Source organism: Proluteimonas luteida (assembly GCF_021191695.1).
GTDB classification, from domain to species: Bacteria; Pseudomonadota; Gammaproteobacteria; order Xanthomonadales; family Xanthomonadaceae; genus Luteimonas; species Luteimonas luteida.
Map to the genome: position 1 here is coordinate 104,730 of NZ_JAIWPT010000011.1, position 12,513 is coordinate 117,242.

The following is a 12,513-nucleotide window of genomic DNA, read 5'->3' on the forward strand; positions in this document are numbered from 1 at the left end:
GCGCCCCGTGGCCCGGCGCCGCACCGCACGCCACCGTCCGGGGCGGTGCGCGTCGCGGGGTTAGAATCCCCGGTCCCGCGCCCGAATCCGCGCCCGCCCGCCACCAGACAGAACCCGATGTCCAACGACGATTTCCGCCAGGCCGCCCTCGACTACCACCGCCTGGCGCCGCCCGGCAAGATCACCGTCAACGCGACCAAGCCGATGCTGACCCAGCGCGACCTGGCGCTGGCCTATTCGCCGGGCGTGGCCTTCGCCTGCGAGGAGATCGTCCGCGACCCCAACACCGCCAGCGAGCTGACCGCGCGCGGCAACCTGGTCGCGGTGATCTCCAACGGCACCGCGGTGCTGGGCCTGGGCGACATCGGCCCGCTGGCCGGCAAGCCGGTCATGGAAGGCAAGGGCGTGCTGTTCAAGAAGTTCGCCGGCATCGACGTGTTCGACATCGAGGTCGACGAGCGCGACCCCGACAGGCTGGTCGAGATCATCGCCTCGCTGGAGCCGACCTTCGGCGGCATCAACCTCGAGGACATCAAGGCGCCGGAGTGCTTCATCGTCGAGCGCAAGCTGCGCGAGCGGCTGAAGATCCCGGTGTTCCACGACGACCAGCACGGCACCGCGATCATCGTCGGCGCGGCGATCGTCAACGCGCTGGAAGTCGCGGGCAAGCGCATCGAGGACATCCGGCTGGCGACCACGGGCGTCGGCGCCGCCGGCATCGCCTGCCTCGACATGCTGGTCGCGCTGGGCGTGCGCCCGGAGAACATCCTCGCCTTCGACCGCGACGGCGTGATCCACACCGGCCGCCCCGGGCTGGACCCGGACAAGGCGCGCTACGCGCGCGACACCGACGCGCGCACGCTGGCGGAGGTCGTCAATGGTGCCGACGTGTTCCTGGGCCTGTCGGCCGGCGGCATCCTCAAGCCGGAAATGGTCGAGGCGATGGCCCCGAACCCGGTGATCCTCGCGCTGGCCAACCCGTACCCGGAGATCATGCCCGAGGACGCCAAGCGCGTGCGTCCGGACGCGATCATCGCCACCGGCCGTTCGGACTACCCCAACCAGGTCAACAACGCGGTCTGCTTCCCGTACATCTTCCGCGGCGCGCTCGACGTCGGCGCGACCGGCATCAACGAGGCGATGAAGCTGGCCTGCGTGCACGCCATCGCGCAGCTGGCCAAGGAGGAGGCCAGCGACCTCGGCAGCGCCTACGGCGAGGAGATCCCGAGCTTCGGCCCCGAATACATCATCCCGCGGCCGTTCGACCCGCGGCTGCTGACCATCGTCGCGCCGGCCGTCGCCGAGGCGGCGATGGCCTCCGGCGTCGCGCTGCGCCCGATCGAGGACATGCGCGGCTACCGCGAGAAGCTGGGCCAGTTCATCCACCGCACCGGCCTGGTGATGAAGCCGGTCTACGACCGCGCCCGCGGCGACCGCCAGCGCGTGGTCTACGCAGAGGGCGAGGAGGAGACCGTGCTGCGCGCGGTGCAGACGATCGTCGACGAAGGCCTGGCGTTCCCGATCCTGATCGGCCGCCCGGACGTCATCGACACGCGCATCCGGCGCCTGGGCCTGCGCTTGGTCGCCGGCCGCGATTTCGAGCTGACCAACATCAACGACGACCCGCGCTTCAACGAGTACTGGCAGCAGTACCACGCGATGACCGCGCGCCAGGGCGTGACCCCGGACGCGGCCAAGAACCTGATGCGCTCGCGGCCTACGCTGATCGCCGCGCTGATGGTCGAGCGCGGCGAGGCCGACGCGATGATCACCGGCATCGTCGGCCGCTTCCACAAGAAGCTCGGCTACGTGCGCAGCGTGTTCCCGCTCGACCCGGGCCTGCAGAGCACCTCGGCGATGACCGGCGTGGTCAACGACCAGGGGCTGTGGTTCTTCCTCGACACCCACGTGCAGCCCGATCCCACCGCCGAGCAGATCGCCGAGAGCACCATCCAGGGCGCGTACCGGCTGAAGCTGTTCGGCATCGAGCCGAAGATCGCGCTGCTGTCGCACTCCAACTTCGGCAGCCACGACGACCCCAGCGCACGCAAGATGCGCCACGTGCGCGAGATCCTGACGCGGCGCGCACCGAAGCTGGAGTTCGACGGCGAGATGATGGCCGACACCGCGTGGGACGAAGCGCTGCGCCGGCGCATCTTCCCCGGCAGCACGCTGAGCGGCCGCGCCAACCTCTTCGTGTTCCCGAACCTCGACTCGGCCAACATCACCTACAACATGATCCGGGTGATGACCGGCGGCGTCGCCCTGGGCCCGATCCTGATGGGCGTGAGCAAGCCCGCGCACGTGCTGACCCCGGCGGCCACCCCGCGCCGGGTCATCAACATGACCGCCATCGCCGCGGTCGACGCGCAGATCCGCAAGGCGCAGCTGCAGGGCGGCGCGTAGCCGCGCGTGCGACACCGAACCCTTCTCCCGCAAGCGGGAGAAGGTGGCGCGCAGCGCCGGATGAGGGCGCTTCCGCGCCGTCAGCGCATCCCACCCGCGTCGTGGCAGCTTCTCCCGCCCACTGCATCACATCCCGAGTTGCCCCTGAGCCCTTCTCCCGCAAGCGGGAGAAGGTGGCGCGCAGCGTCGGATGAGGGTGCTTCCGTGCCGGCAGTGCATCCCACCCGCGTCGTGGCAGCTTCTCCCACCCACTGCATCACATCCCGGATTGCCCCTGAGCCCTTCTCCCGCAAGCGGGAGAAGGTGGCGCGCAGCGCCGGATGAGGGTGCTTCCGTGCCGGCAGTGCATCCCGCCCGCGTCGTGGGAACCTTCCTGCATGCGGGGAAGGGCAGGAAATCACGTCCCGCCCGTTGCCAGCAGCCGTATCGCGATCGCCGGCAGCGCATCCAGCTCGTCCTTGAGCACCAGCGCATCGGCCTGCGGCGTGTCGTCGTCGAGGCCTTCCAGCGCCCCGGTCATCAGCACCACCGGCACCCCCGGCAACGCGGCGCGGGCCAGCGCCAGCGCCTGCGCGCCGGAGAAGCCCGGCAGGTTGACGTCCGAGAGCACCAGCTGCGGCAGGAAGTCGCGCAGCGCCTCGACCAGCCCGGCCTCGTCGTGCACGCGCCGGCAGTCGATGGCCATGCCGGCATCGCACAGCGCCAGCTCGACGAGCTCGGCGTCGTCGCGCGAATCGTCGACGATCAGCACGCGCCAGCGCGGCGCGGCAGCGCTGCCCTCAGGGCCGGACACGCAGGCTCAGTCCTCTTCCGGCACTTCGTTGAGCACGGCCCAGAACTTGCCGAGGGTGCGCACCGCGTCGAAGAACTGGTCCACGTCCACCGGCTTAACCACGTAGGCGTTGACGCCGAGGTCCCAGCTGCGCGCCAGGTCGCTTTCCTCGCGCGACGAGGACAGGATCACTACCGGCATGCGCTTGAGCGTCTCGTGCTCGCGCAGCTGCTTGAGCACCTCCAGGCCGTCCATGCGCGGCATCTTGATGTCGAGCAGCAGTACCGCCGGGTCGCCCTCGGGGCGGTCGGCGAACTTGCCGCGGCGGAACAGGTAGTCCAGCGTCTCCACACCGTCCTCGACGTGGACGATGGGATTGGCGAGGTGGGCTTCGCCCAGGGCATCGATCGCCATCTCGGCGTCGTGCGGGCTGTCCTCGGCGAGGAGGATCGTGCGGATATCGCTCATGTACTTGTCCATGTCGGTCGGGTTGGGGGTCGGGAAGTGCGGAAAGGGCGGTGGGCGACAACGGGTGCTGCGGTGGATCGGGGTGCTGCGGGTGGCGCGCGGAGCGTGGGGCGGCGTCTCAGCCCGGGACGCCGCCGTCATGCGGGGTGGCGGGCAGCACGAAGTGGAAGCTGGCGCCTTCGCCGGGCGCCGATTCGGCCCAGATGCGTCCGCCGTGGCGCACCAGCACGCGGCGCACGCTGGCCAGGCCGACGCCGGTGCCCGGGAACTCGCTGGCCGAGTGCAGGCGCTGGAACACGCCGAACAGCTTGCCGGCGTACTGCATGTCGAAGCCGGCGCCGTTGTCGCGCACGGTGAAGCGGTAGCCGCCGTCGTCCAGGCGCTCGCAGGTCACGTCGATGCGCGCCGGCTCGCTGCCGCCGCTGTACTTGACCGCGTTGGCCAGCAGGTTCAGCCACACCTGGCGCAGCATGTTCTCGTCGCCGACCACGATCGGCAGCGGCTGGATGTTCCAGTGGATGACGTGGTCGGGCCGCTCGGCGCGGGCGTTGTTGTCCAGCATCGCGCGGGTGTCGGCGACCAGCGACTGCAGGTCCACGCTCTGCAGGCGCAGCGCGCTGCGGCCCAGCCGCGAGTACACCAGCAGGTCGTCGATCAGCGACGACATGCGCTTGGCCGACGAGGCGATCACGTCGAGGTAGTGGCGGCTCTTCTCGTCGATGTCCTCGCCCATGTGCCGGCCCAGCTTGTCGGCGAAACCGGCGATGTGCCGCAGTGGCGCGCGCAGGTCGTGCGACACCGAATAGCTGAAGGCCTCCAGCTCGCGGTTGATGTCCGAGACCTGCTCCACCTTGCCTTCGAGCTGCTGGTTGAGCTCGCGGATCTGGCGCTCGCTGATCGCCTGCGCGGTGACGTCCGACGCGGTCACCAGCACCACCGCGTCGTCGCGGTCGGGCAGCGGCATGCGCCGCGCGTTGATCAGCATGGTGCGGTCGATGTCGTCGGCGGTGCGCTGCACCTGCTTGAAGTCCCACAGCTCGCGGTCGCGGGCCAGCACGTCGTGCAGCCGCCGCGCCGTCTCCGGGTTCTGCCACGCCTCGCCGCCGATGTCGGTCAGCGGGTGGCCGCGCATGTCCTCCTCGACGCCGTAGAGTTCGCCGAACGCGGCGTTGTACATCACCACGTGCTGCCTGCCGTCGATCAGCACGATCGGCTCGCGGACGGTGTCCAGCACCGCGGCCGCGCGGCTGGCGGCGCGCTGCGCGCTGCCTTCGGCCAGGCGGCGCCCGGCCTGCTGGCGCAGCGCGAACAGGCCGCCGCCGCCGAGCAGCAGCAGCTGGATCGCCATCGCCGCCCAGTTGGTCAGTTCGGCGCTGCGGTTGCTGCGTTCCGAGGCCGCGATGCGGGTCACCAGCAGTGCCTGCTCCTCGCGGTTGATCTCGTCGATCAGGTGCTGCAGCGGATTGAGCCGGACCATGCTGTCGACCTCGTCGTCGCTGGCCGCCCCGGCCTTCTCCAGCACCACGTCGACGCGCGCCAGGCGCTGCTCCAGGTTGCTGCGCAGCGCGCCCAGCCGCACCTGCTGGTCGGGGTTGTCGCGGGTCATCTCCAGCACGCCGTCGAGCGTGGGCAGCACGCGTGCGCGCGCTTCGGCGATGCGGGTCTGCAGGGCGGGGCTGTCGATGCCGCGCGCACGCGACAGCGCCGCGGCCTCCAGGCTGCGGATGTCGGCGGCGACGGAGTGCATCAGCGTCTCCACCTCGCGGGTGTGCTTGACCCAGGTCGAGGCCGTTTCGGCCTGCTCCATCGCCGCGCGCGTCATCAGGAACGGTCCCACCACGATCACCAGGATCGCGATCACCAGCGCCGGCAGGCGCCAGCGCTCGAACCACGGGGAGCTGATGATGAATGGCATGGCGGGCGACGGGTCCGGCAACGGGCGGGAGAGCCCGCAATGATGCCGGCAAGTCCCCTGAACGCGGGATCATGGCCGAGTGCGCAGGCGCAGGCAATGGCGCGCCCGGCCGCGGCGGCCGCGGGGCCGCCGCCTGTTAGAATCCCGGGTCCGAATCCGATCCCAACGCACGCGGCCCGGGCGCCGCGCTGGAGTACACGATGAACTGGCTCAACGACGTCCTGCACAACGATCCCGACCCGGCTGAGACCCGCGAGTGGATCGAATCGCTGAAGGCGGTCATCGACGTCGACGGCCCCGAGCGCGCCCACCAGCTGCTGCAGAACATGGTGGAGCTGACCCGCCGCGCCGGCGCGCACCTGCCGTTCGCGCCGACCACCGAGTTCATCAACACCATCCCGCCGCACCTCGAGCCCCGGATGCCCGGCGACAGCGACCTGGAATGGCGCATCCGCTCGATCATCCGCTGGAACGCGATGGCCATGGTGGTGCGCGCCAACCGCAAGCCCGGCGACCTGGGCGGCCACATCGCCAGCTTCGCCTCGTCGGCCACGCTCTACGACGTCGGCTTCAACCACTTCTTCCGCGGCCCCGACGGCGACCACCTCGGCGACCTGATCTGCACCCAGGGCCACAGCTCGCCGGGCATCTACGCGCGCTCGTTCCTGGAGGGCCGCCTGACCGAGGAACAGATCGACAACTTCCGCATGGAGGTCGACGGCCGCGGCGTCTCGTCCTATCCGCACCCGTGGCTGATGCCCGACTACTGGCAGGTGCCCACCGTGTCGATGGGCCTGGGCCCGATCGCCGCGATCTACCAGGCGCGCAGCTGGAAGTACCTGGAAGCGCGCGGCCTGATGCCCAAGTCCGACCGCAAGGTCTGGTGCTTCCTCGGCGACGGCGAGACCGACGAGCCCGAGAGCCTGGGCGCGATCTCGGTCGCCGGCCGCGAGGGCCTGGACAACCTGGTGTTCGTCGTCAACTGCAACCTGCAGCGCCTGGACGGCCCGGTGCGCGGCAACGGCAAGATCATCCAGGAGCTGGAAGGCCAGTTCCGCGGTGCCGACTGGAACGTGGTCAAGACTATCTGGGGCAGTTACTGGGACCCGCTGCTGGCCCGCGACAGGGACGGCATGCTCAAGAAGCTGATGATGGAGACCGTCGACGGCGAGTACCAGAACTGCAAGGCCTTCGGCGGCGCCTACACGCGCGAGCATTTCTTCGGCAAGTACCCCGAGACCGCCGCGCTGGTCGCCAACCTCAGCGACGACGACATCTGGCGCCTCAACCGCGGTGGCCACGACCCGCACAAGGTCTTCGCCGCCTACCAGAACGCCGTCGACACGAAGGGCCAGCCGACCGTGATCCTGGCGATGACCGTCAAGGGCTACGGCCTGGGCAGCGCCGGCGAGGCGCTCAATCCGACCCACAACACCAAGAAGCTCGACGACGAGGCCGTGCGCACCTTCCGCGACCGCTTCAAGATCCCGGTCGACGACGACCAGCTCAAGGACGGCAAGATCCCGTTCTACCACCCGGGCCCGGACTCGGACGAAGTGCAGTACATGCGCGAGCGCCGCGAGAAGCTGGGCGGCTTCCTGCCGCAGCGCCGCCGCAAGTCGTCGCAGACGCTGCAGGCGCCGAAGCTGGAGGTGTTCGAGCGCCTGATGAAGGACACCGGCGAGCGCGAGATCAGCACCACCATGGCCTTCGTGCAGTCGCTGTCGGTGATCCTGCGCGACAAGCAGATCGGCCCGCGCGTGGTGCCCATCGTCGCCGACGAGGCCCGCACCTTCGGCATGGAGGGCCTGTTCCGCCAGCTCGGCATCTACGCCCCGCAGGGCCAGAAGTACAAGCCGGTCGACCGCGACCAGCTGATGTACTACCGCGAGGACGCCGCCGGGCAGGTGCTGGAGGAGGGCATCACCGAGGCCGGCGCGTTCTCCAGCTGGATGGCCGCCGCCACCAGCTACAGCACCAACGACCTGCCGATGCTGCCGTTCTACATCTACTACTCGATGTTCGGCTTCCAGCGCATCGGCGACTCGGCCTGGCAGGCCGCCGACATGCGCGCGCGCGGCTTCCTGCTCGGCGCCACCGCCGGCCGCACCACGCTCAACGGCGAGGGCCTGCAGCACGAGGACGGCCACAGCCACCTGCTGGCCGGCGCCATCCCCAACTGCCGCGCCTATGACCCCACCTTCGCCGGCGAGGTCGCGGTGATCCTGCAGTACGGCATGCACCGCATGCTCGACGAGCAGCAGGACGAATACTTCTACCTGACCCTGATGAACGAGAACTACGCCCACCCGGCGCTGCCCGAGGGCGCGGCCGAGGGCGTCATCAAGGGCATGTACCTGCTGTCCAGCACAGGCGACTCCCCCGCCAGCGGGGGAGGGCGCAGCGGCAAGGCCGCTTCGGGCGGGGGCAAAGGCAAGAAGTCCAGCCTCCCGCACGTCCAGCTGCTGGGCTCGGGCACCATCCTGCGCGAGGTCATCGCCGCGGCCGAACTGCTGGACAAGGACTTCGGCGTCACCGCCGACATCTGGTCCTGTCCCAGCTTCACCGAACTGCGCCGCGACGGCTTCGACGCCGAGCGCTGGAACCGCTTCAACCCCGAGGCCAAGACCCCGCGCAAGGCCTACGTGACCGAGATGCTGGAGGCCCGCCCGGGCCCGGTCGTCGCCGCCACCGACTACGTGCGCGCCTTCGCCGACCAGATCCGCGCCTTCGTCCCGCACACCTACACCGTGCTGGGCACCGACGGCTTCGGCCGCTCCGACACCCGCGCCAACCTGCGCCGCCACTTCGAGGTCGACCGTTACTACATCGCCCAGGCGGCGATCGACGCCCTGGCGAAGGACGGCAAGATGACCGGCAAGGACGTGGCCCGGGCGATCAAGCTGTACAAGATCGACCCTGAGAAGGCGAATCCGGTCGGGGTCTGAGGAAGGAGAAGGCCGGGACGTCGCGCAGCGAAGCGTCCCCACCGACCCTCCCCAGCCTGTCCGGCGTGAACCTCGCGGCATGCTTTTTTGCCCCCTCTCCCGCTTGGGAGGGGGTTTGGGGTGAGGGCGCCGAATGCCCAAGGGCATGCCGAGCCCCCCGGTCTGCCTGCCGGTGCCGGACTCATCCTATGGGTCAAGGGCGGCTACATCAGCTGCCTTGAGTCGTACACGTATGAGGGTAGCTGGCCGCAGGACGAGTCACTGTTCCGGCTGGCCTGACGATTCATTGCAAGCCGACGCCGCTTCGCGGCGGAGGTTTGATTCAGGATTTAGTCTGCATGAAGGTACATCACACGCTGATGCTCATGTTCTTGCCAGCCTTGGTCGCTTGTGGCGACATTGGTTGCGAGAATGAGGTTGCGTTTCGTGTGCCTTCACCGTCTGGAAAGAAGGATGCTGTCGTTTACAGCCGCAACTGTGGTGCAACCACAGGCTTCAACACACAGCTTCAAATTGTTGCGGCGGGCTCGCAGCCACGTGGCGGTAGCGCCGCACTTGCGATGGATGGCGACATCCCTTTGAAGCTAGTCTGGCAGTCCGATGGTGCGCTTGTCATTGCTGGAGTTGGCCAAGGACGCATCTTCGGCAGAGAGTCTTCTTCAAATGGGGTTTCACTCACCTATGAACCGTAGGCGGACTGACAATGCATCCGATCCGATTCCGCTTCGCGATACTGATTCAGGCGCTACGCCACATATGAACACTCTCGCAAATGCAACGCGCCGTTACCCTCGCGGGTTCGCAAGACCGCGCCACGTATTTCAATCTTGGGGTCGCCCTTGTCAGCTCTGCTGATCACGAGGAAGTTGTACGCTGCTTCAGGCAAGCGGCCGGATTAGGGTCTTCGGCGAAAACCTGGCAATTCGTTCAAGCCGATGCCGCTTCGCGGCGCGGATAACCCGGGGGTTGCAGGGCTTGCCATGTGCTTGGCTCCGCTTCGCGGCACGGCTCAACTTAGGCGTTGGGGTACGCATGGGCATCGACGTTTACTGGAAGGATGAGTTCGGCGAAGTCCTTGGCGCGGTGCGGGACAACGGCGTGTTGGCCAGCCTAAGCTCTATGCTCCATCGCCAATCAAGCAGCAATTGCTTGCGTTTCATCGATCCTGCGGGAGATGCCTGCTTCAATCAGTTGCAGCTTCCGGTGCTGACAATGGAGATGCAGGGGATGCTGTCTGCTGTTTCGAGCGCTCGCGCGCATGTGCATCTTCAAGCTGTCGTGACTCTTCTGGAGGGTGCAGTCCGGCCACACACCTACATATGGTTTGTTGGTGACTAGAGGGGGCTGGCGATCCATTCAAACCGACGTTGCTCCGCAATGCGGCTTGGCTCAGGTGTTAGGCATCATGCGAAAATTTGTCCGCGCTCTGACATCGATGGTCCTTGTGGTGATGCTGTTGCCGGCAGGTGCTGCGGAAAATCGCAGCAAGGCCGGTAATCTGATGACAGTTGAACCAGGACGTGACTGGCGCCTTGTCGGCGAGTGGGATCTTCCTCAAGACCAGGGCAGTACCCTTCCCTTGCGATACACGTTCAGCATCCTGCAGCTGGGGCGCTCTTACGGACTCGTGTGGGACGGAGATCTGATTGGCGGCTGTTGCCCTTGGCCGCGGGCGACGCCTCTTGATCGGCTGTCTGAGACAAGGTTCGTATCTGAAATCGACGGAACCGTGTTCGATATTGTTGCAGACTCATCGCTTATCGTTGGCTATGCAGACGGTAGAGTTCACAAGTTGTCTGCAACCTCTCCAAGCAGAAGATTCTCGGACACATGGGAATGATTGATGAAGGGCTTGTCCAGGCAGGCTCCGCTTCGCGGCGCGGCTTGAATTGGGCGTTATCCCTGTGATTGTCAGAACGCTGCTTGTGGCAATCCTTGCGGCCACAATGGCTGTTGGCTGCGCTCGCACGCCAGACTCAACTCAACTGATGCAGCTAGCGGCAGCTGCCCCGGCAGTACTTGGCCAAGCAACTCTGGACGGAGATATTTCCGCCGAGTATTGGCCTCCCGCCGTGGCCACATTGAGTCCTGAGCGAGTCTATGGCTCGCCGGATGGCCTGTACCTTGTACTGTCGTCGTCCTTCATGGAAGAGCGCGGTTTGTTTGTGCCGCGATCTGCTGCCTTTGTCGTCGGGACCGGCACTGATCCGTCATACGCTTCCGTCGGCCAGGGCGTCTTCTCGTACCGCATCAAGGGGTGAGGGGCCGAGCGCCAACAATTCATTCAAGCCGATGCCGCTCAATCCATCGATGGTTCGAGTGGCCTCGTTTCATGCTGAAATCGAAGGCCACTGCGGCAGCGCCTCGACCTTTGCCGATTTCCGCCAACTCCCACGCAATACGTAGACCGTCATTCTCAGTGTCGTGTACCAGTATGTGAAGCCGGTGATGCCCACCCATAATCTCTGGATGCAGGTCACGACCGGCGTTAGCGGGCTGCTTGCGACAGCCTGATGAGCTACGGGGATGCTTTTGGGCCCCGTCGACAACGAGAAGCGGCTCGGCTCCTGGAGGTCATGAATGAATACACGATGTCATCGTCCCAGAACACCTGCTGACATCGGGGTATCGCTCGCTCTTGCCATTACGGCAGCGCTCGTTTCGGGGTGCGCAAGTTTGGCGGCCACGCGTTCAACGGGGCAGGCCGGCGTTTCCGAGGTGCCGTCGGGAGAGGTGATCCAGCGTCCAGCCGAGTCGGTGGCAGCCACTCATGCCGCCGAGGTGGCGGCGCTGCGGAATTTCACGGGAGATCGCCCAGGGGCCTACATTCAAGGCCAGAAGTCTTTGAGCGATCAGATCTTGATCGCGATGGGTATCCCGGACAACACGGACGGACGCGGGTCGACATCGACGTCGATGTCGGGTGGATACACCCTGGCGTATGGCTGTCGACAGCACAGTTGCAGCGAGAAGGGCGCCGTTGTACGCGACAGCTCGGGCCGCGTGGTCAGGGCCGGACTCATCAGCTTCAAGTGCGTCGAGCGGAAATGCGAACCGCATCAGACCTTGACCATCTTCAAGAACGCGTCCTCAATCGACGATCCGGTGCGCGATGCCGACCTGGATGGTGCGATCAAGGAATGGGCAGAAGGGCACGTCCCCGGCATCGAGACGGAGATCGAGGTGTTGCGGTAGACCGATCCAGGGACGGCACGATCCCGTCGAGTGTCGACGAGATCGCTGTGATCTGCAGTCATCCCGTCCGGGGCGCCGTTGTTTCGATTCCCACAATCGGCGTTGTGCAGGGCGGCATGGTCGAGTGCAGATTTGACCAGGGACCAGTACAGTCGCTTGCAGACTTTGATCTCGAGCAACCAGGTACTGGACCGACCACCGTGTTCTCCAAGGTCGCACGCTGTCTGTCAAACTTCCCAACAGGCAATCACGATTACGCCATCCGGCAACCCGTTCAAGACGATGCCGCTTCGCGGAAACAACTCAGCTCGGAATCCGGAACGCGCAAGAGACACGATGAGCACTCGAGACGAACTGCTGGCACATCTTTGGCGGGCAATAAATGCCAACCTTGACACGGCTTCTCTTGCTGCGGAGATTGCCCGTTCGAAAAATCGTCCCGATGCCCCTTTCGCGGACACCGGCCCTGCATTGGAACGGTTGCTGGCCACCGGTGCCGATCCCCGGGACATCTGCCTCATCCGGCGTGAGGCCGCATACGCGGCAACATTCGGCACGCTTTACGCTATTGGTGACCCCGGCGTGGAGGATGACAATGTGTTCATGCTGTTTGAGGAACTGCTTACGGCTGACCCGAGCGGCATGGAGGGACGGCCCGGCTCAGCCGATGCGGTCCGATAATGCATGCGGGCCGATGCCGCTTCGCGGCACGGACCATCGAGCGTTGGACCCCGCAGACACATGACTGCCACAGGATCAGTGATGGTTGACCGCACCCTGTAGATGGGACCTTGCTTGATCTGATGAAC

The 12,513-nt window shown here is 66.5% G+C and carries 10 protein-coding genes; 7 read left to right on the top strand and 3 right to left on the bottom strand.

Translation table 11 applies throughout. The features are described from left to right. Positions 1-117: 117 nt before the first annotated feature. Entirely contained in the window at positions 118-2,406 is a 2,289-nt protein-coding gene (locus tag LDO26_RS11260; protein ID WP_232131192.1) for an NADP-dependent malic enzyme, read from the top strand. 397 nt (positions 2,407-2,803) lie between these two features. Here the strand turns inward: LDO26_RS11260 and LDO26_RS11265 are convergent, their stop codons facing one another. The 3 genes from LDO26_RS11265 to LDO26_RS11275 all read right to left on the bottom strand — a co-directional run bounded on the left by LDO26_RS11265 (position 2,804) and on the right by LDO26_RS11275 (position 5,561). Continuing rightward, positions 2,804-3,199, bottom strand: coding sequence for a response regulator (locus tag LDO26_RS11265; RefSeq protein ID WP_232131193.1), 396 nt, complete (start codon positions 3,197-3,199; stop codon positions 2,804-2,806). Between the two features lie 6 nt (positions 3,200-3,205). Further along, positions 3,206-3,646: a response regulator gene (locus tag LDO26_RS11270; protein WP_232131194.1), complete on the bottom strand. Its 441-nt coding sequence runs from the start codon at positions 3,644-3,646 to the stop codon at positions 3,206-3,208. A 118-nt stretch (positions 3,647-3,764) separates the two neighbouring features. Further along, on the bottom strand, positions 3,765-5,561 hold the full coding sequence (locus tag LDO26_RS11275) for a sensor histidine kinase (protein WP_232131195.1): 1,797 nt from the start codon (positions 5,559-5,561) through the stop codon (positions 3,765-3,767). A 200-nt stretch (positions 5,562-5,761) separates the two neighbouring features. Between LDO26_RS11275 and aceE the strand changes: the two genes are divergently transcribed. The 6 genes from aceE to LDO26_RS11305 all read left to right on the top strand — a co-directional run bounded on the left by aceE (position 5,762) and on the right by LDO26_RS11305 (position 12,385). Continuing rightward, positions 5,762-8,509, top strand: coding sequence for a pyruvate dehydrogenase (acetyl-transferring), homodimeric type (gene aceE / locus LDO26_RS11280; RefSeq protein WP_232131196.1), 2,748 nt, complete (start codon positions 5,762-5,764; stop codon positions 8,507-8,509). A 338-nt stretch (positions 8,510-8,847) separates the two neighbouring features. Beyond that, complete coding sequence (locus LDO26_RS11285) at positions 8,848-9,201, top strand: hypothetical protein (protein WP_232131197.1); 354 nt, start codon at positions 8,848-8,850, stop codon at positions 9,199-9,201. 340 nt (positions 9,202-9,541) lie between these two features. Continuing rightward, complete coding sequence (locus LDO26_RS11290; RefSeq protein ID WP_232131198.1) at positions 9,542-9,847, top strand: hypothetical protein; 306 nt, start codon at positions 9,542-9,544, stop codon at positions 9,845-9,847. Between the two features lie 67 nt (positions 9,848-9,914). Beyond that, entirely contained in the window at positions 9,915-10,349 is a 435-nt protein-coding gene (locus LDO26_RS11295) for a hypothetical protein (RefSeq protein WP_232131199.1), read from the top strand. A gap of 740 nt (positions 10,350-11,089) precedes the next feature. Next, complete coding sequence (locus LDO26_RS11300; RefSeq protein WP_232131200.1) at positions 11,090-11,704, top strand: hypothetical protein; 615 nt, start codon at positions 11,090-11,092, stop codon at positions 11,702-11,704. Positions 11,705-12,040: 336 nt separating this feature from the next. Next, positions 12,041-12,385, top strand: a complete 345-nt coding sequence (locus tag LDO26_RS11305) for a hypothetical protein (protein WP_232131201.1) — start codon at positions 12,041-12,043, stop codon at positions 12,383-12,385. The last annotated feature ends 128 nt before the right edge of the window (positions 12,386-12,513 follow it).

Bases quoted from the DNA above. Each gene is read 5' to 3' on its own strand.
- LDO26_RS11260 (WP_232131192.1), top strand. From the start codon at position 118: ATGTCCAACGACGATTTCCGCCAGGCCGCCCTCGACTACCACCGCCTG.
- LDO26_RS11270 (WP_232131194.1), bottom strand. From the start codon at position 3,646: ATGAGCGATATCCGCACGATCCTCCTCGCCGAGGACAGCCCGCACGAC.
- LDO26_RS11275 (WP_232131195.1), bottom strand. From the start codon at position 5,561: ATGCCATTCATCATCAGCTCCCCGTGGTTCGAGCGCTGGCGCCTGCCG.
- aceE (WP_232131196.1), top strand. From the start codon at position 5,762: ATGAACTGGCTCAACGACGTCCTGCACAACGATCCCGACCCGGCTGAG.
- LDO26_RS11285 (WP_232131197.1), top strand. From the start codon at position 8,848: ATGAAGGTACATCACACGCTGATGCTCATGTTCTTGCCAGCCTTGGTC.
- LDO26_RS11290 (WP_232131198.1), top strand. From the start codon at position 9,542: ATGGGCATCGACGTTTACTGGAAGGATGAGTTCGGCGAAGTCCTTGGC.
- LDO26_RS11295 (WP_232131199.1), top strand. From the start codon at position 9,915: ATGCGAAAATTTGTCCGCGCTCTGACATCGATGGTCCTTGTGGTGATG.
- LDO26_RS11300 (WP_232131200.1), top strand. From the start codon at position 11,090: ATGAATACACGATGTCATCGTCCCAGAACACCTGCTGACATCGGGGTA.
- LDO26_RS11305 (WP_232131201.1), top strand. From the start codon at position 12,041: ATGAGCACTCGAGACGAACTGCTGGCACATCTTTGGCGGGCAATAAAT.